Origin of the sequence: Streptomyces sp. NPDC052109, from assembly GCF_040680195.1 — a bacterium.
Classification (GTDB): Bacteria; Actinomycetota; Actinomycetes; order Streptomycetales; family Streptomycetaceae; genus Streptomyces.
The window spans coordinates 230,879-255,376 of record NZ_JBFAWF010000009.1 but is presented as its reverse complement, the minus strand read 5'-3'; the positions used below and the strand labels follow the sequence as shown (position 1 = coordinate 255,376).

At 71.7% G+C, this 24,498-nt stretch carries 19 protein-coding genes; 14 read left to right on the top strand and 5 right to left on the bottom strand.

The window, feature by feature from the left end; translation table 11 throughout:
* The first annotated feature begins 118 nt into the window (after positions 1 to 118).
* The 4 genes from AB0L59_RS20845 to AB0L59_RS20830 all read left to right on the top strand — a co-directional run bounded on the left by AB0L59_RS20845 (position 119) and on the right by AB0L59_RS20830 (position 2,779).
* Positions 119 to 751, top strand: a complete 633-nt coding sequence (locus AB0L59_RS20845) for an AIM24 family protein (RefSeq protein WP_365585702.1) — start codon at positions 119 to 121, stop codon at positions 749 to 751.
* A 2-nt stretch (positions 752 to 753) separates the two neighbouring features.
* Positions 754 to 1,404: an AIM24 family protein gene (locus AB0L59_RS20840; protein ID WP_365585588.1), complete on the top strand. Its 651-nt coding sequence runs from the start codon at positions 754 to 756 to the stop codon at positions 1,402 to 1,404.
* Entirely contained in the window at positions 1,401 to 2,210 is an 810-nt protein-coding gene (locus tag AB0L59_RS20835; protein WP_365585585.1) for an AIM24 family protein, read from the top strand. Before AB0L59_RS20840 ends, AB0L59_RS20835 begins: the two co-directional genes overlap by 4 nt.
* A 92-nt stretch (positions 2,211 to 2,302) precedes the next feature.
* Positions 2,303 to 2,779 (top strand): MarR family transcriptional regulator, encoded by a 477-nt coding sequence (locus tag AB0L59_RS20830; protein ID WP_362119024.1) that lies wholly within the window; start codon positions 2,303 to 2,305, stop codon positions 2,777 to 2,779.
* Between the two features lie 105 nt (positions 2,780 to 2,884).
* On the opposite strand, the gene AB0L59_RS20825 is transcribed toward AB0L59_RS20830, so the two are convergent.
* The 3 genes from AB0L59_RS20825 to AB0L59_RS20815 form a co-directional block, all read right to left on the bottom strand.
* Positions 2,885 to 4,087, bottom strand: a complete 1,203-nt coding sequence (locus AB0L59_RS20825) for an MFS transporter (RefSeq protein ID WP_365585583.1) — start codon at positions 4,085 to 4,087, stop codon at positions 2,885 to 2,887.
* A 149-nt stretch (positions 4,088 to 4,236) separates the two neighbouring features.
* Positions 4,237 to 5,193: a methylmalonyl Co-A mutase-associated GTPase MeaB gene (gene meaB, locus AB0L59_RS20820; RefSeq protein ID WP_365585580.1), complete on the bottom strand. Its 957-nt coding sequence runs from the start codon at positions 5,191 to 5,193 to the stop codon at positions 4,237 to 4,239.
* 53 nt (positions 5,194 to 5,246) lie between these two features.
* Positions 5,247 to 6,446: an acetyl-CoA C-acetyltransferase gene (locus AB0L59_RS20815; RefSeq protein WP_365585577.1), complete on the bottom strand. Its 1,200-nt coding sequence runs from the start codon at positions 6,444 to 6,446 to the stop codon at positions 5,247 to 5,249.
* 148 nt (positions 6,447 to 6,594) lie between these two features.
* Here AB0L59_RS20815 and mce point away from each other — a divergent pair, with 148 nt between their 5' ends.
* From mce to AB0L59_RS20800, 3 genes are all read left to right on the top strand, one after another.
* Positions 6,595 to 7,035 carry a methylmalonyl-CoA epimerase gene (gene mce, locus AB0L59_RS20810; protein WP_365585574.1) on the top strand — a complete coding sequence of 147 codons (441 nt, stop codon included), beginning with the start codon at positions 6,595 to 6,597 and terminating at the stop codon, positions 7,033 to 7,035.
* 206 nt (positions 7,036 to 7,241) lie between these two features.
* Positions 7,242 to 11,156, top strand: a complete 3,915-nt coding sequence (gene scy, locus AB0L59_RS20805) for a polarized growth protein Scy (RefSeq protein ID WP_365585571.1) — start codon at positions 7,242 to 7,244, stop codon at positions 11,154 to 11,156.
* Positions 11,157 to 11,338: 182 nt separating this feature from the next.
* Positions 11,339 to 12,274 (top strand): cellulose-binding protein, encoded by a 936-nt coding sequence (locus AB0L59_RS20800; protein ID WP_365585569.1) that lies wholly within the window; start codon positions 11,339 to 11,341, stop codon positions 12,272 to 12,274.
* 221 nt (positions 12,275 to 12,495) lie between these two features.
* Here the strand turns inward: AB0L59_RS20800 and AB0L59_RS20795 are convergent, their stop codons facing one another.
* Positions 12,496 to 12,639, bottom strand: a complete 144-nt coding sequence (locus AB0L59_RS20795) for a hypothetical protein (protein WP_365585566.1) — start codon at positions 12,637 to 12,639, stop codon at positions 12,496 to 12,498.
* Positions 12,640 to 12,820: 181 nt separating this feature from the next.
* Here AB0L59_RS20795 and AB0L59_RS20790 point away from each other — a divergent pair, with 181 nt between their 5' ends.
* The 6 genes from AB0L59_RS20790 (at position 12,821) to AB0L59_RS20765 (ending at position 22,906) form a co-directional block, all read left to right on the top strand.
* Positions 12,821 to 13,780, top strand: a complete 960-nt coding sequence (locus tag AB0L59_RS20790) for an ATP-binding cassette domain-containing protein (RefSeq protein WP_365585563.1) — start codon at positions 12,821 to 12,823, stop codon at positions 13,778 to 13,780.
* Positions 13,777 to 14,550, top strand: a complete 774-nt coding sequence (locus tag AB0L59_RS20785) for an ABC transporter permease (protein ID WP_365585560.1) — start codon at positions 13,777 to 13,779, stop codon at positions 14,548 to 14,550. The genes AB0L59_RS20790 and AB0L59_RS20785 overlap by 4 nt, the downstream gene beginning before the upstream one ends.
* Before the next feature lie 130 nt (positions 14,551 to 14,680).
* Entirely contained in the window at positions 14,681 to 15,982 is a 1,302-nt protein-coding gene (locus tag AB0L59_RS20780; RefSeq protein ID WP_365585558.1) for an ABC transporter ATP-binding protein, read from the top strand.
* Positions 15,979 to 16,866, top strand: a complete 888-nt coding sequence (locus tag AB0L59_RS20775) for an ABC transporter permease subunit (protein ID WP_365585555.1) — start codon at positions 15,979 to 15,981, stop codon at positions 16,864 to 16,866. Before AB0L59_RS20780 ends, AB0L59_RS20775 begins: the two co-directional genes overlap by 4 nt.
* 538 nt (positions 16,867 to 17,404) lie before the next feature.
* Entirely contained in the window at positions 17,405 to 22,285 is a 4,881-nt protein-coding gene (locus AB0L59_RS20770; protein WP_365585553.1) for an RICIN domain-containing protein, read from the top strand.
* Between the two features lie 15 nt (positions 22,286 to 22,300).
* The gene (locus AB0L59_RS20765) at positions 22,301 to 22,906 is read left to right on the top strand and encodes a hypothetical protein (RefSeq protein ID WP_365585551.1); all 606 of its coding nucleotides are present in this window, start codon (positions 22,301 to 22,303) and stop codon (positions 22,904 to 22,906) included.
* Positions 22,907 to 22,913: 7 nt separating this feature from the next.
* Here AB0L59_RS20765 and AB0L59_RS20760 read toward each other — a convergent pair whose 3' ends face one another.
* Positions 22,914 to 23,246: an ATP/GTP-binding protein gene (locus tag AB0L59_RS20760; protein WP_365585548.1), complete on the bottom strand. Its 333-nt coding sequence runs from the start codon at positions 23,244 to 23,246 to the stop codon at positions 22,914 to 22,916.
* 222 nt (positions 23,247 to 23,468) lie between these two features.
* Here AB0L59_RS20760 and AB0L59_RS20755 point away from each other — a divergent pair, with 222 nt between their 5' ends.
* Positions 23,469 to 24,497 carry an LLM class flavin-dependent oxidoreductase gene (locus AB0L59_RS20755; RefSeq protein WP_365585545.1) on the top strand — a complete coding sequence of 343 codons (1,029 nt, stop codon included), beginning with the start codon at positions 23,469 to 23,471 and terminating at the stop codon, positions 24,495 to 24,497.
* The last annotated feature ends 1 nt before the right edge of the window (position 24,498 follow it).

Genomic DNA, 24,498 nt, shown 5'->3' with positions numbered 1-24,498 from the left:
AAGCACAAACGTCCGCCCATTGTGGCAAACGGCGGCCCTAGGGGTCCGCCCAGGGTCCGTGTCCACCCACAGGCTCTGTTCCGTCCACCCGTGGCACCGCTACTTTCGCTGCGTGGCGATGTTCCGACTCCAGGGCAGCAAGGTGCTCGCCGTCGACATGACCGGGGACGCCGTGAAGGCGAAGAACGGCTCGATGGTCGCGTACGACGGGCAGATGAGCTTCAAGAAGCTGAGCGGCGGCGGCGAGGGGCTGCGCGGGATGGTGACCCGGCGGCTCACCGGCGAGCAGATGACGGTGATGGAGGTGAAGGGGCACGGCACCTGCTGGTTCGCGGACCGGGCGACCGAGATCAACCTCGTGAACCTCCGGGGCGACAAGCTGTACGTGGAGTCGAGCAACCTGCTCGTGACGGACGCGGGGCTGCGCACGGGCACGACGTTCACCGGGCTGCGCGGCGCCTCGCAGGGCAACGGGCTGTTCACGACGACCGTCGAGGGGCACGGGCAGGCCGCGATCATGTCGGACGGGCCGGCGGTGGTGCTCCGGGTCAGCCCGCAGTACCCGCTGATCGTCGACCCGGGTGCCTACATCGCCCACCAGGGCGACGTCCGGCAGTCCTTCCAGTCCGGCGTGACGTTCCGCACGTTCTTCGGGGAGGGCGGCGGCGAGGCCTTCCAGATCCGCTTCGAGGGCGACGGGCTGGTGTACGTGCAGCCGAGCGAGCGGAACACGATCGCGGGGGATCTGTAGACATGGCGTTCCGGGAGATCAACTCCAAGATGGTCGAGGCGACCGTGCTGCCCGGGCAGCGGCTCTTCAGTCAGCGCGGCGCGATGCTCGCCTACAAGGGGGACGTGTCCTTCACGCCGAACATCCAGGGCGGCCAGGGCGGGCTGATGTCCATGATCGGGCGCCGGGTGACGGGCGAGGCGACCCCGCTGATGACCGTCGAGGGCAGCGGCACGGTCTTCTTCGGGCACGGCGGTCACCACGTCCACGTCATCCACCTCACCGGCGACACCCTCTACGTGGAGGCCGACCGGCTGCTCGCCTTCGAGGGCACGCTCCGGCAGGGCACGATGTTCATGGGATCGCAGGGTGGGGTGATGGGCCTGGTCCGGGGCCAGGTCACCGGTCAGGGGCTGTTCACCACGACCCTTCAGGGACAGGGTTCGGTCGCCGTCATGGCGCACGGCGGCGTCTTCGAGATCCCGATCACTCCCCAGCGCCCGGTGCACGTCGACCCGCAGGCGTACGTCGCCCACCACGGCGAGGTCCGCAACAAGCTGTCCACCGCGCTCGGCTGGCGCGAGATGGTGGGCCGCGGCTCCGGCGAGGCCTTCCAGCTGGAGCTGAGCGGCAACGGCACGGTGTACGTCCAGGCGTCGGAGGAGAAGCTGTGAGCACCTACGGAACTCCGGGCGCCGGACCGGTCGTGTACGACCCGATGACCCTGCCCGCCGACGACAACGTGAACAAGTACACGTTCTGTGTCGAGCTCAAGAGCGGGCAGTGGTTCCTGCAGAAGGGGAAGATGATCGCCTACTACGGGGCGATCGAGTTCAACGGCGTCGGGCACGGCCGACTCGACCGACTTGTCCGTACGTCGTTCCATTCGCCACTGCACGCGAGCGACTGGGTCGTGGCGGCGGGCTCGGGCAAGATGCTCCTCGCCGACCGGGCCTTCGACGTCAACTCCTACGACCTGGACGACGGGAACTTGACCATTCGCGCGGGCAATCTGCTCGCTTTTCAGCCAAGTCTCGCGCTCAAGCAATCGATCGTGCCGGGTTTTCTGACCCTTATCGGAACCGGAAAGTTTGTGGCCGCATCTAACGGTCCGGTGGTGTTCATGGAACCTCCGATCCGGGTCGACCCGCAGGCGCTCGTCGGGTGGGCCGACTGCCCGTCGCCGTGCCATCACTACGACCACGGCTATCTGACGGGCGTACTGGGCGGTCTACGTGCGATGACGGGCCTCGGCGGGGTGTCCGGGGAGGAGCACCAGTTCGAGTTCGTGGGCGCCGGGACGGTCCTCCTGCAGTCGTCGGAGACCCTCAGGGACGAGGTGGCGACGGGCGTCGTTCCGCCCGAACCGGGGGTGCCCGGGGGTGGCGGAGCGGCACCGGCCGGACACGGTCCGCAACCGTCGGGCGCACCGCGCCTTCCCGGACAGCTGGGGGACCTCCAGCGTCGCTTCGGGCTGTGAGCGGTAGTCTGCGGAGTGTGACGTCGAACGCGTGCGCACTGTCACACCACCCGAAGTAGTTCGTCATTCAACTTCTTAGGTAGACTTCATTCATGGAGACCGAGACGGCCACGCGCTGGCTGACCGATGCGGAGCAGTGCGCCTGGCGCACCCACCTGGAGGTCAACAGGCTGTTGACGTACCAGCTGGAGAAGGATCTGCAGCCGTTCGGCCTGACTATGAACGACTACGAGATCCTCGTGAACCTGTCCGAGTCGGAAGACGTACGCATGCGGATGAGCGACCTCGCCTCCGCCACCCTGCAGTCCAAGAGCCGGCTGTCGCACCAGATCACGCGGATGGAGAACGCGAATCTGGTGCGCCGTGAGAACTGCGAGTCCGACCGGCGGGGGCTGTACGCCGTGCTGACCGAGCACGGCATGGAGACGATGAAGAAGGTCGCGCCACATCACGTGGCCTCCGTGCGGCGGCACTTCATCGACCTGCTGTCGCCGGAGGCCTTGACGGAGCTGGACAAGGCACTCAAGCCGATCGCCGAGCACCTGAGGGGGCAGCGGGGGCGGCCCTGATCAGTGCGGGGTGCCGCAGCCGGGCGGGGGTGGGTCGCTCACCGGCGCCGTCTAGGTGCCGCTGCGCCCACCCGTGCCGCCCCAGGGGGGTGGGGGACGGTGCGATCAGCCCACCCCCGCCGCCCGCACGCCGCGGCGGCGGTACACCCCCAGGGCGGGGAGCAGGGCCATCCCACCCGCGAGCGCGAAACACAGCCCCAGCGGCAGCCTCCCGACCAATAGCCCCGTCACCATCGTGCCGCCCGACATCCCCGCGTTCACGGCCGCGTTCACCCACGCCCCGGCCCTGGTCCGCGGACCCTCCTCGGCGGTCTCCTCCGCCAGCAGGTACGCCGTCGTCAGAGCGGGTGCGATGAACGCCCCCGCGCAGGCCATGGCCGCCGTCAGTGTCCACAGGCCGGGCGCCAGCCCTGCCGCTGCCACCACCAGGCCCAAGGCCGCCGCGAGGCCGCGCAGGCGGACCCGAGCCGGCGCCCTCCAGCGAAGCGCCCCGTTGAGCAGACCGCCGACAGCGCTGCCCGCCGACAGCGCGCCCAGAACCCAGGGGACCGGCGCGGTGTCGTGCGCGCGCTCGGTGGCGAAGGCCAGGACCAGCAGTTCCACGCCGCTGACGGCCAGTCCGACGCCCGCGGCCACGGCGACGGGAGCCAGCAGTCCAGGGACGGCGCCGAGCCGGTCCCCGGGGGCCGCCGGGCACGGCCCGGGCAATGCCGGAGACGTACCGAAGACGCAGGTACCGGCCACCATCAGCAGCGCGCTCAGCAGGATCCCCGCAGCCGGCGGCGCGAAGCCGGTCAGCGCGCCGACGAGGGCGGGTCCGGAGACGTGGAGCAGCTCCTCGGCGACCGCGTCCAGGCTGTAGGCGCGGGCCAGCATGCCGGGCTCCGGTGCCAGTTCGGCCCACGCCGCGCGCATCGTGGGCCCCAGCGGTGGAGCGCAGAGGCCGGGGAGGACCGCGGCGCCGGCGATGGCCGCCGGCGGTGCCCCGGGGCGCCAGGTCAGCGCGGCCAGGACGGCCAGCAGGACGCCGTGGAGCAGCGCCATGGGCAACAGGGCCCTGCGTGCCCCGTACCGGTCGATCAAGGCGGCCCTGACCGGCAGGAGAAGGACCGTGGCGGCGCCGAAGAGGGACAGCACGGCGCCGGAGGCGGCGTAGGAGCCGGTGGCCCGGGTGACGGACAGCAGCACCGCCAGGGAGACCGTGGCGTAGGACAGGCGGGCGGCCAGGGCGGAGGCGAAGGTGCGGCGTGCGTGCGGGAGGCGCAGTACGGCGGCGTACGAGGGCCGCACGGAGGCGTGCGTGGTCATGCTGATGTTCCTCTGAGGGAGGCGGAAGAGGGGACACCGAGGGACGCGAGGGCCTTGTCGGCGGCCTCGCGGTCCGGTGTGCGCTCTACGCCATGACGAGGAACAACATGCCCGCCAAATTAGCAGCCCGGCACGTCAGTTGGTGGGGCTCAGCCCTGCGTCAGGCCCGCCACCAGCTCGTCCGCCGCGCGGTACGGGTCCAGTTCGCCCGCCACGATGCGCTCGGCGAGCGCGCTGAGGCGGCGGTCGCCGTGCAGGTCGCCGATGCGTTCCCGCAGGGCCGTGACGGCGATGGTCTCGACCTCGCGGGCCGCGCGGGCCCGGCGGCGCTCGGCGAGCGCGCCGCGCTCCTCCATCCACGCGCGGTGCTTCTCCAGGGCCTCCACGAGCTCGTCGACGCCCTCGGCCCGGGCCGCGACCGTCTTCACGATCGGCGGGCGCCAGTCACCGGGGCCCCGGGACTCGCCGAGACCCAGCATGTGGTTCAGCTCGCGGGCCGTGGCGTCCGCGCCGTCCCGGTCCGCCTTGTTGACGACGTACACGTCCCCGATCTCCAGGATGCCCGCCTTCGCGGCCTGGATGCCGTCACCCATGCCGGGGGCCAGGAGGACGACGGAGGTGTCGGCCTGGGAGGCGATCTCCACCTCCGACTGCCCGACGCCGACCGTCTCGACGAGGATCACGTCGCAGCCCGCCGCGTCCAGCACGCGGATCGCCTGTGGCGCCGCCCACGCGAGGCCGCCCAGGTGGCCCCGGGTGGCCATCGAGCGGATGTAGACGCCGGGGTCGGAGGCGTGCTCCGACATGCGGACGCGGTCGCCGAGCAGGGCGCCGCCGGAGAAGGGGGACGACGGGTCGACGGCCAGCACGCCGACCCGCTTGCCCTGTTTGCGATAGGCACTGACGAGCGCGGAGGTGGAGGTCGACTTGCCGACCCCCGGCGAGCCCGTCAGGCCCACCACATAGGCGTTCCCGGTAAGCGGGGCCAGGGTCGCCATAACCTCCCTGAGCTGCGGGGACGCCCCCTCCACGAGGGAGATCAGCCGGGCCACGGCCCGTGGCCGGCCTTCCCTGGCCAGGGCCACCAGAGAGGAGACGTCCTGCATCAAACAGCTCCGTTCACTTCAGCGACGTACCTTCAGCGATGTACAGAGAGAACTCAGGCCTTCGGTACCCGCACGATCAGCGCGTCACCCTGGCCACCACCGCCGCACAGCGCGGCCGCGCCGACACCGCCGCCCCGGCGCTTGAGCTCGAGCGCCAGGTGGAGCACCAGCCGGGCGCCGGACATGCCGATCGGGTGGCCCAGCGCGATGGCTCCGCCGTTGACGTTCACCTTTTCCGTGGACACGCCGAGGTCCTTCATTGACTGCACGGCGACCGCGGCGAAGGCCTCGTTGATCTCGATGAGGTCGAGGTCGGAGACCTCCAGGCCCTCCTTCTTCAGGGCGTGCAGGATGGCGTTGGACGGCTGGGACTGCAGGGAGTTGTCCGGGCCTGCCACATTGCCGTGCGCGCCGATCTCGGCCAGCCAGGTCAGGCCCAGCTCCTCGGCCTTGGCCTTGCTCATCACGACCACGGCCGCCGCGCCGTCCGAGATCTGGGAGCTCGTGCCCGCCGTGATCGTGCCGTCCTTGGTGAACGCGGGGCGGAGCTTGGCCAGGGACTCCGCGGTGGTGTCGCCGCGGATGCCCTCGTCCTTGCTGAACAGCACCGGGTCACCCTTGCGCTGCGGGATCTCCACCGGGGTGATCTCGGCCTCGAACAGGCCGTTCTTCTGCGCGGCGGCGGCCCGCTGGTGGGACAGGGCGGCGATCTCGTCCTGCTCGGCGCGGCCGATGCCGAGGCGAGTGTTGTGCTTCTCGGTGGATTCACCCATCGGGATGTTCTCCCACGGGTCGGTCAGGCCGTCGTAGGCCATCGCGTCGAGCATCTGCACCGCGCCGTACTTGAAGCCGTCGCGGGACTTCGGCAGCAGGTGCGGGGCGCTGGTCATGGACTCCTGGCCGCCCGCCACGACGATGTCGAACTCGCCGGCGCGGATCAGCTGGTCGGCGAGCGCGATGGCGTCGAGGCCGGAGAGACACACCTTGTTGACGGTGAGCGCCGGGACGTTCATCGGGATGCCGGCCTTCACGGCCGCCTGGCGGGCCGGGATCTGGCCGGCGCCGGCCTGCAGCACCTGGCCCATGATCACGTACTGCACCTGGTCGCCGCCGATCCCCGCACGGTCGAGGGCGGCCTTGATCGCGAAGCCGCCCAGGTCGGCCCCGGAGAAGGACTTGAGGGAGCCCAGCAGTCGTCCCATGGGCGTGCGCGCGCCCGCGACGATCACAGAGCTGGTCGTTCCAGAAGGCATGAGCTGCGATCCCCTTACCGGCCTGCACAGCCGAGGAGTGAACGAGGGTTTACTTCGAATGTACTGATGGCACTCCGTGCCGTCATCGGGCCGTCGGTGTGATCGCGCGCACGTTGCGTAACCACGCCGGGAGCGCTGCACTGATTCCATGCTGACGCGAATCGACCACATCGGGATCGCCTGCCACGACCTCGACACGACCGTCGAGTTCTACAGGGCGACCTACGGCTTCGAGGTGTTCCACACCGAGGTCAACGAGGAGCAGGGCGTACGCGAGGCCATGCTCAAGATCAACGGGACCTCGGACGGCGGCGCCTCCTACCTCCAGCTGCTGGAGCCGACCCGCGCGGACTCCGCGGTCGGGAAGTGGCTGGCCAAGAACGGGGAGGGCGTCCACCACATCGCCTTCGGCACGGCGGACGTCGACGCCGACTCCGAGGAGATCCGCGGCAAGGGCGTACGCGTGCTGTACGACGAGCCCCGGCGCGGTTCCATGGGGTCGCGGATCACCTTCCTGCACCCGAAGGATTGCCATGGCGTCCTCACAGAACTGGTCACTTCGGCCCCTGTTGAGTCGCCCGAGCACTGACCCTCGTACATAAGGGCCGGTAGGGTTGGGGGCGGTCGTCCCTGAAACAGGGATGACCGCATGCCGGGGTCCGGGTTTCGGGGGACGAGCGTCGGGGCAGCAGCCCGTGCTCCGCCGTTGATCTGACACCATTCCCCGGGGGCCCCGTTCGGCGGATGGACGGAGCTCGTTGGAGAAGCTGACCAGGGGACGGATGGGACCGCGCAGTGCGGGGCTACGAGAGCCAGGAGCGAGAGCCGGCGGCTGACGTCGACCACCTCTCTCGGTTCGAGGCCGAGATGAAGCGGCTGAGGACCGAGCGGGAAAAGGCGATCCAGCACGCCGAGGACCTCGGCTACCAGGTCGAGGTGCTGCGCGCCAAGCTGCACGAGGCGCGCCGCACCCTGATGACCCGGCCCGCCTTCGACGGCGGTGACATCGGCTATCAGGCCGAGCAGTTGCTCCGTAATGCCCAGATGCAGGCCGACCAGCTGCGTCAGGACGCCGAGCGGGAGCTGAGCCAGGCCCGCGCGCAGACGCAGCGCATCCTGCAGGAGCACGCCGAGCAGGCCGCCCGGCTGCAGGCGGAACTGCACCAGGAGGCGGTGACCCGGCGCCAGCAGCTCGACCAGGAGCTGGCCGAACGCCGCGCCACCGTCGAGTCGCACGTCAACGAGAACGTGGCCTGGGCGGAGCAGCTGCGCGCCCGTACCGAGCAACAGGCCCGCCGCCTCCTCGAGGAGTCCCGCAACGAGGCCGAGCAGGCGATGGCCACCGCCCGCGCGGAGGCCGAGCGGCTGACCCGGGAGGCCCGCGAGCGGCTGCAGAACGACGCCGAAGCGGCCCGTGCCGAGGCCGAGCAGCTCCTGCGCCGTGCCCGCACGGACGCGGAGCGGCTGCTGAACGCCGCCTCCACGCAGGCCCAGGAGGCCACCGACCACGCCGAGCGGCTGCGCACCGACGCGGCCGGCGAGTCGGACACCGCCCGCCGCCGGGCCGCCGAGCTGAGCCGGGCCGCCGAGGAGCGGATGACGGCGGCCGAGGAGGCGCTGCGCAAGGCGCAGACCGAGGCCGAGAAGCTGCAGACGGAGGCCAAGGAGGCCGCCGCCAAGGCCCTCGCGAGCGCCGAGGCCGCGGGCGAGGCGCGCACGCGCACGGCGAAGGAGCAGGTCGCCCGGCTGGTCGAGGAGGCCACCAAGGAGGCCGAGCAGACCAGGTCCGAGGCCGAGCAGCTGGTCGCGGACGCCCGCGCCGAGGCCGAGAAGATCGTCGCGGAGGCCGCCGAGAAGGCCCGCACGATCACCGCCGAGGAGAGCGCGACCCAGCTGTCCAAGGCGGCCAAGACCGCCGAGGACGTGCTCAACAAGGCGTCCGAGGAGGCCAAGCGGACCACCAGGGCCGCCGCCGAGGAGGCCGAGCGGATCCGCACCGAGGCCGAGGCCGAGGCGGACCGGCTGCGCGCCGAGGCGCACGACATCGCCGAGCAGCTCAAGGGCGCGGCGAAGGACGACACCAAGGAGTACCGCGCCAAGACGGTCGAGCTGCAGGAGGAGGCCCGCCGGCTGCGTGGCGAGGCCGAGCAGCTGCGCGCCGACGCGGTCGCCGAAGGCGAATCGATCCGCGCGGAGGCCCGCCGCGAGGCGGTCACGCAGATCGAGGAGGCGGCCAGGTCCGCCGAGGAGCTGCTGGCCAAGGCGAAGGCGGACGCCGACGAGCTGCGCCAGAGCGCGACCACCGACAGCGAGAAGGTCCGCACCGAGGCCATCGAGCGGGCCACCAGCCTGCGCCGGCAGGCCGAGGAGACTCTGGACCGCGCCCGCAAGGAGGCCGAGCGGCTGCGCGCCGAGGCCGACGAGCAGGCCGAGACGGCCCGGGCGGACGCCGAGACCGCCGCGCGCGCACTGCGCGAGGAGACCGAGCGCGCCGTCGAGGCCCGCCGCGCCGAGGCCGCCGAGGAGCTGACGCGGCTGCAGACCGAGGCGCAGGACCGGCTGGCCTCGGCCGAGCAGGCGCTGACCGAGGCCCGCGAGGACGCCGCCCGGATCCGCCGCGAGGCCGGCGAGGAGACCGAGCGGCTGCGCGCCGAGTCGGCGGAACGCATCCGCAGCCTGCAGGAGCAGGCCGAGGCCGAGGCCGACCGGCTGCGCACGGAGGCCGCGTCCGACGCGTCCGCCTCCCGTGCCGAGGGCGAGGCCATCGCCGTACGACTGCGCTCCGAGGCCGCCGCCGAGGCCGAGCGGCTGAAGGTCGAGGCGCAGGAGACGGCCGACCGGGTGCGGGCGGAGGCGCAGGCCGCCGCCGAGCGGCTCGGCACCGAGGCATCCGAGACACTGGCCGCCGCGCAGGAGGAGGCCGTCCGGCGCCGCCGCGAGGCCGAGGAGACCCTCGGGGCCGCACGCGCCGAGGCCGACCAGGAGCGCGAGCGGGCCCGCGAGCAGAGCGAGGAACTGCTGGCCTCCGCCCGCAGGCGGGTGGAGGAGGCCCAGGCCGAGGCGACCCGGCTGGTCGAAGAGGCCGACCGGCGCGCCACCGAGATGGTCTCCGCCGCCGAGCAGCACGCCCAGCAGGTGCGGGACTCCGTCGCCGGGCTGCACGAGCAGGCGCAGGAGGAGATCACCGGGCTGCGCTCGGCCGCGGAGCACGCGGCGGACCGTACGAAGCGGGAGGCCGAGGAGGAGGCGGACCGGGTCCGCGCCGACGCCTACGCCGAACGGGAACGGGCGAGCGAGGACGCCTCGCGGATCCGCCGCGAGGCGAAGGAGGAGACCGAGGCCGCCAAGGGGCTGGCCGAGCGTACGGTCGCGGAGGCGATCGCCGAGGCCGAGCGGCTGCGCGCGGACGCCGGCGAGTACGCCCAGCGGGTGCGCACGGAGGCCTCGGACGCGCTCGCCGAGGCCGACCAGGCGGCCGCCCGCACCCGGGCGGACGCCCGCGAGGACGCCAACCGAATCCGTTCGGACGCGGCCACCCAGGCGGACACCCTCATCACCGAGGCCCGCAACGAGGCCGAGCGGCTCCAGACCGAGACGATCGCCGAGGCCGAGCGGCTGCAGGCGGAGACCGCCGCCGAGGCCGAGCGCGTGCGCACGGAGACCCTCGCCGAGGCGGACCGGGTGCGCGCGGAGGCGCTGGCGGCCGCCGAGCAGCTCATCGGGGACGCCACCGGCGAGGCCGAGCGGCTGCGCGCCGAGGCCGCCGACACCGTCGGTTCGGCCCAGCAGCACGCCGAGCGGATGCGGGCCGAGGCGGAGCAGGTCAGGGCGGATGCGGAGGCGGCGGCCGAACGGCTCGTCAGCTCCGCCCGCGAGGAGGCGGAGCGGACCCTCGACGAGGCCCGCAAGGACGCCAACAAGCGGCGTTCGGAGGCGGCCGAGCAGGTCGACACGCTCATCACCGAGACCACGGCCGAGGTCGACAAGCTGCTCGGCGAGGCGCAGGAGCAGGCGCTGAAGACCACCGCGGACGCCGAGTCGCAGGCCGACACGATGGTCGGGGCGGCCCGCAGCGAGGCCGAGCGGATCGTCGCCGAGGCGACCGTCGAGGGCAACTCCCTGGTGGAGAAGTCCCGTACGGACGCCGACGAGCTGCTGGTCGGCGCCCGCCGGGACGCGACCGCGATCAGGGAGCGCGCCGAGGAGCTGCGCGACCGCATCACCACCGAGATCGAGGAGCTGCACGAGCGGGCCCGCCGCGAGGCCGCCGAGACGATGAGGTCGACCGGCGACCGCTGCGACGCGCTCATCAAGGCCGCCGAGGAGCAGCTGGAGAAGGCGCAGGCGAAGGCCAAGGAGCTGGTCTCGGAGGCCAACTCCGAGGCGGGCAAGGTGCGCATCGCCGCCGTCAAGAAGGCGGAGGGGCTGCTCAAGGAGGCCGAGCAGAAGAAGGCCAGCCTGGTCAAGGAGGCCGAGGAGCTCAAGGCCGAGGCGATCCGGGAGGCCCGGCGGACGGTCGAGGAGGGCAAGCGCGAGCTGGAGATCCTGGTGCGCCGGCGCGAGGACATCAACGCCGAGATCTCGCGGGTCCAGGACGTCCTGGAGGCGCTGGAGTCCTTCGAGGCCCCGGGCGGGAGCAAGGACGGCGGTGTCAAGGCGGGCGCGACGGTGGGAGCCCCCCGATCGGGTGGCAAGTCGTCAGACAGCTAGTGTGAGCGATGCGTTCCGGTAACGTCTGGGGGCTTTGCCCGAGTCGTTGGCAAGCGCTCCGACGGTCAGCCACTCAAAAGAGGTGCCATTCTCCAGATCAAAACCGTATCCGCTCGATGACACACCGCTTCGGCCCCTAGGATTCCCCTTATCACCTCACCGGTCTCATTGACAGGAACCCCATGAGCGACACTTCCCCCTACGGCTTCGAGCTTGTGCGGCGTGGGTACGACCGCGCTCAGGTGGACGAACGTATCTCCAAGCTCGTCTCCGACCGTGACAGCGCTCTCGCCCGCATCACCGCCTTGGAGAAGCGCATCGAGGAGCTGCACCTCGAAACGCAGAACGCCCAGGCCCAGGTCACCGACGCCGAGCCGTCGTACGCGGGTCTCGGCGCACGGGTCGAGAAGATCCTGCGCCTGGCCGAGGAAGAGGCCAAGGAGCTGCGTGAGGAGGCCCGGCGGGCGGCCGAACAGCACCGCGACCTCGCCGAGTCGGCGGCCCAGCAGGTCCGCAACGACGCCGAGTCGTACGCCGCCGAGCGCAAGTCCAAGGCCGAGGACGAGGGCGTCCGGATCGTCGAGAAGTCGAAGGCCGACGCGGCCCAGCTGCGCGCCGAGGCGCAGAAGGACGCGCAGTCCAAGCGCGAGGAGGCGGACGCCCTCTTCGAGGAGACCCGCGCCAAGGCCGCGCAGGCCGCCGCCGACTTCGAGACGAACCTCGCCAAGCGTCGCGAGCAGTCCGAGCGCGACCTGGCCTCGCGTCAGCAGAAGGCGGAGAAGCGTCTCGCCGAGATCGAGCACCGCGCCGAGCAGCTGCGCCTGGAGGCCGAGAAGCTGCGCACGGACGCCGAGCGCCGCGCCCGTCAGACGGTGGAGACGGCCCAGCGCCAGGCCGAGGACATCGTGGCCGACGCGAACGCCAAGGCCGACCGGATCCGTTCGGAATCCGAGCGTGAGCTGGCGGCGCTGACGAACCGCCGCGACAGCATCAACGCCCAGCTGACGAACGTCCGCGAGATGCTCGCCACGCTGACCGGCGCGGCGGTGGCCGCCGCCGGCTCGCCGACCGAGGACGAGCCGATCTCGCGTGGGGTTCCGGCGCAGCAGTCCCGGTAAGGCGCTGCCGCACGGCGAATCTCGACGAAGGCCCGCATCTCCTTCGGGGGTGCGGGCCTTCGTCTGTGGGAGCGGGTGCGTGGGGCTGGTCGCGCGGCCCCCAGGCCCCCTCGGAGCGCGGACGAACGGCAGGACCACCTCGTCCACGATGTCCGCCGGGGTCGCCTCGGTCGCCGGTCCGCGCGGCACGATCTCGTGCCGTACCCGGTCGGTGGGAGGGTTCATGATTCGCCGGCCTCCCCGATGCGCTGGTCGCCGATCTCCGCGAGCGCCCAGTGGGCGTCCTGGCCGATCTCCCGCTGCCGGTCGGCCCTCGTCCGCAGCGCGGCCGGCACGTCCTCGCGCGGCGGACCGGGGCCCGGCACCGGTCGGCGACGGCTCCCTGGCGCCGGCACAGCACGGTGACGACCGGCTCGGCGCGGCCCGTGCCGCCGACCCGCCCACCGGCCGGCTCGGCCCACGCTCCCCGGTCGTCGCCGGACCCTCCAGTTGCCCGCTCCGGCCGCTCGAGTGGCAGATGCCCGGAGCCGGTCTTAGCGTGACCGCATGATCGAGCTGGAGGGGCTGACCAAGCGGTACGGCGAGAAGGTCGCGGTCGACGGGCTCACCTTCGTGGTCAGACCCGGGATCGTGACCGGCTTTCTGGGGCCCAACGGGGCCGGGAAGTCCACGACCATGCGGATGATCCTGGGGCTCGATCACCCCACGGCCGGTGATGTCCGGATCGACGGCCGGCACTACCGGCAGCTGAAGGACCCGCTGACGTACATCGGCGCGCTGCTGGACGCCAAGGCCGTGCACGGTGGGCGCAGCGCCTACAACCACCTGCTGTGCCTCGCGCAGAGCAACGGGATTCCGCGGGCCCGGGTGGCGGAGGTGCTGGACACCGTCGGGCTCACCGCGGTGGCGCGGAAGAAGGCCAAGGGGTTCTCGTACGGGATGGGGCAACGGCTGGGGATCGCCGCGGCGCTGCTCGGCGATCCGCGGATCCTGATGTTCGACGAGCCGGTCAACGGTCTGGACCCGGAGGGCATCCACTGGATCCGGCACCTGATGAAATCGCTGGCCGCGCAGGGGCGGACGGTGTTCGTGTCCAGCCACCTGATGAGCGAGATGGCGCTGACCGCCGATCACCTGGTGGTCATCGGGCAGGGACGGCTGCTCGCGGACACCTCCATGGCCGACTTCGTCCGGCAGAACGCGCGGTCGTACGTGCGGATCCGCTCCCCGCAGCGCGAACGGCTCCTCGACGTGCTGCACGCGGACGGGATCACCGTCGTGGAGGCGGGTTCGGGTGCGCTGGAGGTGGAGGGCGACAAGGCGGAGCGGATCGGTGAGCTGGCGGCGCGGCACGGGGTCGTGCTGCACGAGCTGAGCCCGCGGCAGGCCTCGCTGGAGGAGGCGTTCATGCAGCTGACGGCCCAGGCGGTGGAGTACCACGCGCAGGCCGGCCAGGATCCCGGCCCGCAGGACTGGGGTGCCGACCGGAATGGCCCGGGGCGATGACGGCCGTGCAGGTCGTCCGGTCCGAGTGGACCAAGATCCGGTCGGTGGCGTCCACCGTGTGGACGCTGTCGCTGGCCGTGGTCGTCACCCTGGCCGTCGGGATGCTCATCTCGGCGCTGTCGCGGAGCCAGTTCGACTCGATGCCGGTGCAGGACCGGCTGTCCTTCGATCCGACGTACGTGAGCTTCGCGGGTATGACCCTGGGCCAGCTCGCCATGATCGTGTTCGGGGTGCTCGTCGTCTCGAACGAGTACAGCACCGGCATGATCCGGGTGTCGCTGGCCGCCGTGCCGCAGCGCGCCACCTTCCTGTTCGGCAAGGTCGCGGTGGCCACCGGGCTCGCCCTGGTGGTCGGCATGTGCACGAGCTTCGCCGCGTTCTTCCTCGGGCAGGCGATGCTCGGGCCCGACGGCGCGCGGATCGGCGACCCCGGCGTGCTGCGCGCGGTGCTCGGCGGTGGGCTGTACATGACGCTGATCGCGACGTTCTCCATGGGTGTCGCCGCGATGCTGCGCTCGCCGATGCTGTCGCTCGGCATCCTGATGCCGTTCTTCTTCCTGATCTCCAACATCCTAGGCAATGTGGACGCCACGAAGAAGATCGGCCGGTTCCTGCCGGACCAGGCGGGCAGCCGGATCATGCAGGTGGTGCCGGGAATCGGCGACGACAGACCGTACGGGCCCTGGGGCGGGCTCGGGATCATGGCGCTGTGGGTGATCGCGGCGCTCGTCGGCGGGTACGTCCTCATCAAGCGCCGGGACGCCCAATAGACCAGAGGTGACGCAGCGTAGCGTCATGACTTTACTTTCTTTTGGGCGGAACCGTCAGCGCCTCGATATCCTCCTAACCCTTACGGGGGCGTGTGCCCCGCTGTCCTGAACCTTTCGATGGGTGCGGAGCATGATCGAGGCTGTCGGCCTGACCAAGCGCTACGGCGACAAGACCGCCGTGTACAACCTTTCCTTCCAGGTGCGGCCGGGTGCCGTCACCGGCTTCCTCGGGCCGAACGGCTCGGGCAAGTCGACGACGATGCGGATGATCCTCGGGCTGGACAACCCGACGTCCGGCTCGGTGACGATCGGCGGCTACCCGTACCGCAGGCTGCCCAACGCCCCCCGCCAGGTGGGCGCCCTGCTCGACGCCAAGGCCGTGCACGGCGGGCGGAGCGCCCGCAACCACCTGCTGAGCCTCGCCCAGCTGTCGGGCATCCCGGCCCGGCGCGTGGACGAGGTGCTCGGCGTGGTCGGCCTGCAGGACGTGGCGAGAAAGCGGTCCAAGGGCTTCTCGCTCGGCATGGGGCAGCGCCTCGGCATTGCCGCCGCGCTGCTCGGCGACCCGCAGGTGCTGCTGTTCGACGAACCGGTCAACGGTCTCGACCCCGAGGGCATCCTCTGGGTCCGCAACCTGATGAAGGCGCTCGCGGCCGAGGGCCGTACGGTCTTCGTCTCCTCGCACCTGATGAGCGAGATGGCGCTGACCGCCGACCACCTGATCGTCATCGGACGCGGCCAGCTGCTCGCCGACATGAGTGTGAAGGACTTCATCTCGGCCAACTCCGCCGACTTCGCCCGGGTGCGCACCCCCGAGAGCGAGCCGCAGCTGCGCGAGAAGCTCAGCACCACGCTCACCGAGGCGGGCGGCCATGTGCTGCCTGAGCAGGACGGCGCGCTGCGCGTGACCGGGCTGCCGCTGCCCCGGATCAGCGACCTCGCGCACGAGGCGGGCGTCCGGCTGTGGGAGCTGTCGCCGCACCAGGCCTCGCTGGAGGAGGCGTACATGCGGATGACGCAGGGCGCCGTGGACTACCGCTCGACCATCGACCAGAAGGCGGGCCTGCAGCAGCCGCTGCCGCCGGGCGCGCAGCCGCCCCTGCCGGTGCCCGGCCAGGGCCAGCCCGGCTGGTACGCCCCGCCGCCGCCCCAGCAGGGCGGGCAGCCGTTCGCGATGCCGCAGGCGCCCGCGGGGCCGTACGGCGGTGCGCAGGCGGGCGGTTACGGGGCTCCCGGCGCCCCCAACCCCTACTCCCAGCAGCCCCCGTACGCCCAGCAGCCCCCGCAGGCTCAGCCTGCCGCTCCGGCGCCGCAGGACCAGCCGCCGGCGCCGGCCGCCACCGCGCCGCAGCAGGCGCCCGCCGCCGCTCCCCCGGCCCCGCCCGCCGCCCCCGCCCCCGCCGACCTGACCAAGCCCGAGGACGCCCGATGAGCACCCACCAGCCCCCGATGCCGCAGGCCCCTGCCTCCGTGCCCGACTGGCAGGCGGTGCCCGGCGGTCCGTACCCCGGTTACACCTCTCCGATCCCGGTCGTGCGCACCCACCTCGGGCACGCGCTGACCTCCGAGTGGACGAAGATCAAGTCGGTGCGGTCGACGATGTGGACGCTCGGCGTGTTCGTGCTGCTCGTCCTCGGCATCGGCCTGCTCTCCGGCTCGGTGGTCAGCTCCCACTCCGGGTCGCAGAGCCTGTCGGACCAGAACCCGCTCCAGTTCGGCTTCTTCGGCCTGCTCCTCGGCAGCATGTGCATCATCACGCTCGGCGTGCTGACCACGGCCTCGGAGTACGGCACCGGCATGATCCGCACGACGATGACCGCGTGCCCGAGCCGGGCCAGGGTGCTCGCGGCCAAGTCGATGGTGTTCTTCGCCGTCGCCTTCGTCGTCACCCTGGCCACGTCCGGCTTCGTGGCGATGGTCCACGCGTCCATGCTGGAAGGGGTCGGCGGCGCCCGTACGCCCTCCACGGACGACTGGCTGAAGGCGACCGTCGGTGTCAGCGTCTACATCGCGCTTCTCGGGCTGTTCTCGCTGCTCATCGGCTCGGTCATCCGGCATTCCGCGGGAGCCATCACGATCATGATCGGCGCGGTGCTGGCCCCGCTGGTGATCGCGCTGTTCATGGCCTCGCAGTCGCTGTCCAAGATCCGCGAATGGCTGCTGGAGTACTCCATCCCGAGCCAGATGAGCTGCTTCTACGACAACTCCCTCAGCAGCTCCGGCCCCACCGGCTGGGACCCGCTGTGGATCATGCTGGGCCTGACGGCGGCCGCGTTCGCCGGCGCGTGGGCGCTGCTGCAGAAGCGGGACGTCTGAGCCTGGACGTTCACCGGCAGGGGCCTCCCGGGCGCCGCGGATCGACGGATCCGCGTGCCGCCGACGGGAGGCCCTCGTGTTTCACCGTCGTACCCACCGACGCCATGGGGGCGTAAACCAGCCATTCCTCTACGGCCCACGGAGGCCATCGCCCGGGTCGCACACACAGGAAACCCACAGAACATCCATAAACATGCTCCCGGGTGGATCACCTGCCACCCGGTGAACAGCGGGAACTTTCCGGCCAGCACGCTCCGCCGTCCCGAAGCGAACACCTACACGAATCAATCCGTGTACGCGTAAGGTGTCGCCGCGCATGACCGGAACCTGACCAGTTCCGTGACGCGCGCATCGACCAGCGACCGGGGGAACACCGTCGCTCACGGGGAGGGGTCGCTTCACCCTGCCGTCGTCCCTGCCGTCCTGACGGGCTGCCAGAGGCGCGTTCCGGCAGCCGCTCCCTGCTCTTCGGCCGTTCTCCCGGCCCCCCATGAGTGCAGAAAGGGATGCATCTGTGCACCCCAGACCCAGGTTCCGCATGCCCGCGTCACGACCACCGGGCAGGTTCACCTCCGCCGTCACCGCCGTGGCCGCGCTGGCGGTCGTGGCCGGTCTCGCGGTCCAGCCGGGCTCTTCCCCGCTGAACGCCGAACCGGCGAGTGACTCCTACCCCTGGTACCAGGACACCGCCGCCGAACAGCTGCGGCAGGACCAGTGCCTGATGACCGACGTACTGCGCCTGGGCGGGCCGTCGATGGCCGCGACCGCGCAGGACGGTCTCAACCAGAGCGCCGACAAACTGCACGTCCTGGCCAACCGCGAGCGCTGGGAGCAGACGCCGCTCTCCACCGCGTACCAGAAGGACCGCGACGCGGCGGGCAAGGACCTCGACGCGCTCTCCACGCTCCAGGACGGCTGGAAGAAGTCCCTGGACGGCCTGACCACCCCGGCCGGGTTCACCGACACGGGCTTCCACTGGCCGCCCGGTACCGGCAACGACGGCCAGAGGTCCTTCTACGAGCAGACCGGCCTGACCCCGTGGATCGCCGACCGGTTCTGGAGGAACGACGTCGACTTCTACAACGACGACACCCCGAAGGCCGACGACGAGACCCTCAAGGCCGTCGACGCCGTCGGCGGCCCGCTCTACGGCAAGGACCCCGACCCGGCCGGGACCACCCAGCAGGAGTGGAACCGGGCGCTCGCCGAACACAGCGCGTTCCAGTGGATGCACGGCAGCCCGGCCGCGAACGCGGGCGCCGACGACGCGCGCGTCTTCCTCTCCTCGGGCGGTTTCCCGCGCACCGCGCCGCAGCCGGGGACGCCGGAGTTCCGTATCGCGGTGGAGGACGTGAAGTCCCGCTTCGCGGCCTGCGGTTGGCGTGACCCGCTCGACCCGGACGACGTGCTGGGCGATGTCACCTCCACCGCGGCCGGCGAGTGGCAGCAGGAGGTCTCCTCCCAGGCCGCCCAGCGCAACCAGATCCTGGACGCCGACAAGACCGCCGTCGAGGCACTCGCCAAGGGCGCCAAGGCCCTGGGCGAGATGCTGGGGCACTCCTGGGTCGCCGACCGCCTCACGCGCTGGCAGGACTACTGGCAGCCGGGTGGTCTGGGCTGGGTCGGTGACAGCCCGGCGGTCATCGAGGTGCACGCCGCCAAGGGCAAGTGCCTCGACGTACAGGGCGGGAAGAAGGACAACGGCACGCCCGTCCAGGTCTACACCTGCAACGGCAGCGCGGCGCAGAAGTGGGTGCTCTACGGCAGCGAGGACAGCCTTCACCTGCGCAACGTCAACTCCTTGAAGTGTCTTGACGTGCAGAGCGGCAACAACGCCAACGGCACGAAGATCCAGATCTCGTCGTGCACCGGCTCCCCCGCCCAGACATGGGACTCCGGCCTGCGCGGCGCCACCAGCCTGAAGAACGCCGGTACGGGTAAATGCCTGGACCTGCACACCCTCGACAACGGCAACGACGCCCAGCTGTACACGTGCAACGGCACCGCTGCGCAGCAGTTCGACATCGCGCCCTCCGGCCACAGCGGCACCGACGCGCCGTCGTACCCGGACAAGGCCCAGTTCGACAAGGCCAAGGCCGGCATCACCGCGGCCCAGGCGGGCGCGAAGAAGCAACTGGCCGCTCTGAAGGCCCAGCTCGCGACCGCGCAGACGGCCGCCACCACCTCGGACACGGCCCTCCAGGCCGCGTACGGCATCGCGGATGCCAATGGTGCGCCGCGGGGCCGTGGTCTGCTGGTCGGCCAGCAGAAGGCGCAGGTCACCCGGGGTGCGGCCGCCGCACTGGCGGCGCTGGAGAAGGCCGGTGAGACGGCCGAGGCCGCCACCCGTGCCTCCGCCGACGACAGTGAGACCATCGCCCAGCGCGCCCTCGCCCAGGCCGCGCAGGCCAAGGCCGAGTTCCGCAAGGAGGCCGCCAAGGCCGCGGAGGAGCAGGCCAAGGCCGCCGCCGACGCGGCCAAGGTGCACCGCGACAACGCCAAGGCGGACAAGGAGACCGCCGAGGCCAGGCTCGGTGACGCCCTGAAGGCCGAGGGGGATGCCAAGGCGGCGGCCGCCGACGCCCACGCCAAGCGCCTCGCCGCCGAGGCCGAGGAGAAGACGGCCAAGGCGGAGAAGGAGACCGCCGCCGCCGAACAGGCCGAAGCCGCCCAGGACCGGAAGAACGCCGAGGACCAGGCGGGCAGGGCCAAGGACGCCAAGGACAAGGCCGACGCCGCCGAGAAGACGGCCGAGGACAAGCGGGACGCGGCCGTCAAGGCGAAGGACGACGCCAAGGCCAAGCGTGACGACGCCTGGGACGCCGAGCAGAAGGCCGACGCGGCGCGCGCCAAGGCCGACGCCAAGGACGCCTACGCCGACAAGGTCGACTCCGGGGACGCGGCCGATGCGGCCCGCTCCGCGGCGGACGCGGCGGACAAGGACGCCGACGACGCCGAGACCGCGGCGAAGAACGCCCGTGCGGCCGCCGACGCCGCCACCCAGGCGGCCGCCGACGCCGACGCCGCCGCCACCCGCGCCGAGGCGGCCGCCAAGCGGGCCCGCTCCGACGCGGACGCCGCGCAGGCGGACAAGGCGAAGGCGGACGCGGCGGTCAAGACCGCCACCAGCGCCGCCGCCGACGCCATCAAGGCCTCCCAGGACGCCGCCACCGAGGCCAGGACCGCGGTCAAACTCGCCGACGAGGCCGAACAGCACGCCAAGGACGCCAAGGCCCAGGCCGACGCCGCCAACACTGAAGCAGGCAACGCACTCGCCGCCTCCGCCAAGGCCGCCGGCTACGCCCACGTCACCGCCCAGGCCGCAGTGGACGCCGGCAAGGCGGCCGAACAGGTCGCCAACCCCGCCAACGACGCCATCCAACTCGGCTCGGCCTACGTCGACACCGACTCCGCCGCCGGCCTGGTGGTGCTCACCGGGCAGGCGTCGAAGACGATCGCGGATCAGCAGCAGGCCGTCGCCGACGCGCACGCCAAGAACGCCGCCGCCGAGGCCGACGCCGCCAAGAACCTCGCCGACCAGGCCAAGGGAGACGCCAAGGAGGCCTACCAGCACGCCGCGAACGCCGCCCGGTACGCGGCGGACGCCCGCACCTACTCCAAGGAGGCCCTCGGCTACGCGGCCGACGCCGCCAAGGCCGCCGCGGCGGCCCAGGAGTCACTGGCCCGCACGATCGAGTACGACAAGCAGGCCGCCGACGACGCCGCGGCCGCCGACAAGGCGGCCGACAACGCCGACGGCTACGCCAAGGACGCCCGCAGCTCGGCCGACGCCGCCGAACTCGACGCGGACGCCGCACGCTCCGCGGCGGCCCAGGCCGAACAGGACGCCAAGGACGCCCGCGCCGCCGCCGACCGCGCCGACACCGCCGCGACCGAGGCCGAACAGGCCGCCAAGGACGCCGACAAGTACGCCAAGGACGCCCAGGACGCGGCCGACCAGGCCGAACGGAACAAGGCCAACCAGCAGGTCCAGACGGGGGCGGGGACCGGAGTCGGCGGAGTGTTCTCCGTCATCGACGACATCAAGCAGGACGGCGATCCCGAGCAACTGCCCAACGAGTGCCACAACTTCAACTGCAACACCATGGTGTACATCGCGCACTTCGACGCGGTGGTCAGCTACTACCTGTGCCTCGACCCGGACGTGCCCGCCACCGAGTCCGGCTGCCCGGTGGAGGACACGATCTTCCTCAAGACGGTGACGGTCAAGGGTCTGAGCAAGAAGGTCAAGGTCTCCGCCCTGGACGTGACCATTGACCTCTGGAAGGGCATCTTCAACTCGATCAAGGGCGACTTCACCGGCTGCTACCACAAGATCACCGGTGATGGTGACGGCACCCTCGGCGACTGCGCCTGGGCCGCCACCTGGCTTCCGCTCGGCGGTCCGCTCGGGAAGGTCGCCGATGCGATCCGCAGCGTGGACGCCGCGCTGCGGTCCGGCGAAGGGGTGGCCGACGCGCTGAAGGCGCTCAAGACGCTCGATGTCGACGCGGAGACGCTCGCCGAGATCGAGCGGCAGGTCGACGTGTTCGAGGAGGCGCGGACGGCATGCAACCTCAACAGCTTCCCCGGCACCACCGAGGTGGTCCTCGCCGACGGCAGCCGCAAGGCGCTGCGTGACGTGCGGACCGGTGACCTGCTGCTGGCCACCGACCCGGCGACGGGACGTGCCCAGGGCGAGCCGGTCACGCGGACGTTCCACCACACCACCGTCGACCTGGTCGACCTGGCCCTGGCCGACGGCGGACGCCTCACCAGCACCCCCGGCCACCGGTTCTACGTCGTGGGCCGCGGCTGGACCCTGGCGTCCGACCTGCGACGCGGAGACGCCCTGCGCGGTCCTGACGGTACCGTCCGCACCGTGGCCGTGCTGCTCGACCGGCACCAGGCCACGCCCCGGACCGTGTACGACCTGACAGTGTCCGACCTGCACACCTTCTACGCGGTCGCCGGCACCAGCCCGGTCCTGGTCCACAACTGTGACAACCTGGCGCTGGACGAGGCGCAGTTCAAGGACGCACACACGCTCGAGGAGCACGTGCGCCCCGACGAGGACGAGGCGAAGGCCCTGTCCCGGCGCAAGACGGAGGAGCAGGGGAAGCCGACACCGAACAGCGTCTGGGTCGACGAGGCGACGGCACAAAAGGTCCTCGACTTCGCGCTGAGCAAGAATGCCAGCAGGATCAGCAAGTGGATGCGGACGCAGGGCGGCCCGGTCGAGCTGCCCTTGAGGGGTAGCTTCGGCCCCGAGGGTTCCTCCCTCGGTAAGGTCTTCTGGGCGGACCGGGCCACTGAGGACGCCGGCAACCAGTTCTTCCTCAAGCTCGTGAAGTCCAAGGGCCGGGGAGTCGCCAAGCACCCCCGCGGCTACTACGTCCAGACCTTCTTTCCGGTCTGAGGGAGGTGAGAAGCGGTGCAGCGGTTCACAGAGTTCGACTTCGGCGTCACGTGGGTGATGGGCTTCTTCCACCAGGACTGGTACCACGACGGGCCGACGGCCGCCGACGTCGTGGCCAAGAACCTCGCCGACCTGGACGCCGAGTATGTCCTGGCCGTCCGACGCGACGCCCGGACGCTCCTCGACGGCCTTCCCTCCGAGACGCTGGAGGTGCTGTGGGACGCCGGGGCGGACTACATGCCGGGCTTCGAGCGGATCGGGGGAGGAGCCGAATGGACGCGCACGGTCGTCGACCTGTGTGACGCCCGCCTGTCGGCGAAGGCGGACGTACGTCCCCTCGCCGGGGCGGACACGGAAGACGGTGCGGCCCAGCTGGACGCGGTCCTCGCCGAGATCGAGGAGGCACGCTTCCTGGCGGTCGACGTGCGGGCGGCACTCGTCGAGTGCGCTCGCCGCTGCACCCCGGAGCTGGCCTTTCGGTTGTTGCTGCGGGCCATGATGGTCGCCCGTGGCGGGTCGCTGACTCCGGAGCAGTACGGGCGGCTGGAAACCATCGGATCGGCCCTCCACCACGGCGAGTTCGTGGTGGACTCCGTCCAGTACCTGGTCGAAGCCGACTAGCCCCCGGCTAGAACCTCGGCGCGTTACGGGACCGCGGCACCCGCGTGGTGCGGCGGTCCTTCGCGTTCCAGCAGGCCTTGTGCCAGTGGCGGCGGTCGTCCACGCCCGCGTACTCGGGCCAGGCCACCACGTGCGGGACCCCGGAGGGGATCAGCTGGTCGCAGCCCGGGCAGCGGTAGGTCTTGCCCTCGGCGCTCGCCCCGGCGACATGGCGTACGCTCCACTCCTCGCCCTGCCAGCTCTCGGTCGACTGCCAGCCGCCGTACCGGTCGGCGCGGTCGTCCTCGGCGCTCCGGCCCGACGATCCGGCTGCATTCGGTCGGTTGCGACGCGGGGACACGGGACACCTCTCGGGGGTTCACAGGCAGCACGGGCTGCATCCAGCCTACGCGCCACCGACAGGGGTACGCGTACGGAACCAACCCGTACAAGTCCCCCTCCGCGGGGCCCCATTCTGCAGACAATCCGCAAATCTCCCCGCCAGGCCGTGTCCTGGGCACGTGTCAGACGGTTATGCGGGTGTGGGGGAGCTCCGGTCGGAGCCAAGGAAGCAGGAAAAGAGATGTACGTAGGAAGTTTTGTGCTGGGCGCCCAGTTCCCGGGCCAGGGCCCCGGGGAGGCCCTGCACCGGGCGGTCCGCTCGGCGGAGGTCACCGAGGAGGCCGGGCTGGACGCGGTGTGGCTGGCCGAGCACCACTTCGTGCCGTACGGCACATGCCCGTCCGCGGTCACCCTGGCCGCCTTACTGCTCGGCCGCACCCGCCGCATCCGCGTCGGGACAGCGGTCAGCGTACTGCCCACCGCCCACCCGGTCACCCTCGGCGAACAGGCGGCGCTGCTGCACCTGACGAGCGGCGGGCGGTTCACGCTGGGCGTGGGCCGCGGCGGGCCCTGGGTGGACCTGGAGGTGTTCGGCGCGGGCCTGGAGGCGTACGAACAGGGGTTCCCGGAGTCGCTCGATCTGCTGCTGCGCTGGCTGCGCGAGCCGTCGGTGTCGGCGTCCGGCGAGCGGTACACGTTCCGCGAGGTGCAGGTCGTACCCCGCCCGGCGGAGGAGCTGACGGAGACCCCGGGGCCCGAGGTCGTCGTCGCCTGCACCTCCCCGGCGAGCGTACGGCTTGCCGCCGAGCGCGGACTGCCGATGCTCCTCGGCATGCACGTCGGGGACGAGGAAAAGGCCGAGATGGTCGCCCTGTGGCGACGCCACGCCCGAGACGCCGGCCGGCCGGCCGAGGAGATCGCGGGCGCCGCGCACGTCTCGGCCGGGGTGTGCCAGCTCGCCGACCGGCGCACGGACGCGGCGGAGACCCTCATGAAGGCGATGCCGGGCTGGCTGAAGCAGGGCCTGGAGGCGCATGTCACGGTCGACGGGCGGACGCGGGCGATGCGCGACCCCCACGCCTACACCGAACTGCTCTGTGGCCTGCACCCGGTCGGCACCCCCCGGCTCGCCGCCGACCGGCTCGCGGCCACCTCGGAGCGCACCGGAATCTCCCGTTTCGCCCTCCTTGTGGAGGGGTCGGGTGATCTCGCCGCGACGGAGGAGAACCTGCGACGGCTGGGCGCCGAGGTGCTGCCCCAGCTGCGCTGAG

What these genes read in the sequence shown, in the direction of transcription:
- AB0L59_RS20845 (WP_365585702.1), top strand. Translation starts at nt 119, where the DNA reads ATGTTCCGACTCCAGGGCAGCAAGGTGCTCGCCGTCGACATGACCGGG.
- AB0L59_RS20840 (WP_365585588.1), top strand. Translation starts at nt 754, where the DNA reads ATGGCGTTCCGGGAGATCAACTCCAAGATGGTCGAGGCGACCGTGCTG.
- AB0L59_RS20830 (WP_362119024.1), top strand. Translation starts at nt 2,303, where the DNA reads ATGGAGACCGAGACGGCCACGCGCTGGCTGACCGATGCGGAGCAGTGC.
- AB0L59_RS20825 (WP_365585583.1), bottom strand. Translation starts at nt 4,087, where the DNA reads ATGACCACGCACGCCTCCGTGCGGCCCTCGTACGCCGCCGTACTGCGC.
- meaB (WP_365585580.1), bottom strand. Translation starts at nt 5,193, where the DNA reads ATGCAGGACGTCTCCTCTCTGGTGGCCCTGGCCAGGGAAGGCCGGCCA.
- AB0L59_RS20815 (WP_365585577.1), bottom strand. Translation starts at nt 6,446, where the DNA reads ATGCCTTCTGGAACGACCAGCTCTGTGATCGTCGCGGGCGCGCGCACG.
- mce (WP_365585574.1), top strand. Translation starts at nt 6,595, where the DNA reads ATGCTGACGCGAATCGACCACATCGGGATCGCCTGCCACGACCTCGAC.
- AB0L59_RS20800 (WP_365585569.1), top strand. Translation starts at nt 11,339, where the DNA reads ATGAGCGACACTTCCCCCTACGGCTTCGAGCTTGTGCGGCGTGGGTAC.
- AB0L59_RS20790 (WP_365585563.1), top strand. Translation starts at nt 12,821, where the DNA reads ATGATCGAGCTGGAGGGGCTGACCAAGCGGTACGGCGAGAAGGTCGCG.
- AB0L59_RS20785 (WP_365585560.1), top strand. Translation starts at nt 13,777, where the DNA reads ATGACGGCCGTGCAGGTCGTCCGGTCCGAGTGGACCAAGATCCGGTCG.
- AB0L59_RS20780 (WP_365585558.1), top strand. Translation starts at nt 14,681, where the DNA reads ATGATCGAGGCTGTCGGCCTGACCAAGCGCTACGGCGACAAGACCGCC.
- AB0L59_RS20775 (WP_365585555.1), top strand. Translation starts at nt 15,979, where the DNA reads ATGAGCACCCACCAGCCCCCGATGCCGCAGGCCCCTGCCTCCGTGCCC.
- AB0L59_RS20770 (WP_365585553.1), top strand. Translation starts at nt 17,405, where the DNA reads ATGCCCGCGTCACGACCACCGGGCAGGTTCACCTCCGCCGTCACCGCC.
- AB0L59_RS20755 (WP_365585545.1), top strand. Translation starts at nt 23,469, where the DNA reads ATGTACGTAGGAAGTTTTGTGCTGGGCGCCCAGTTCCCGGGCCAGGGC.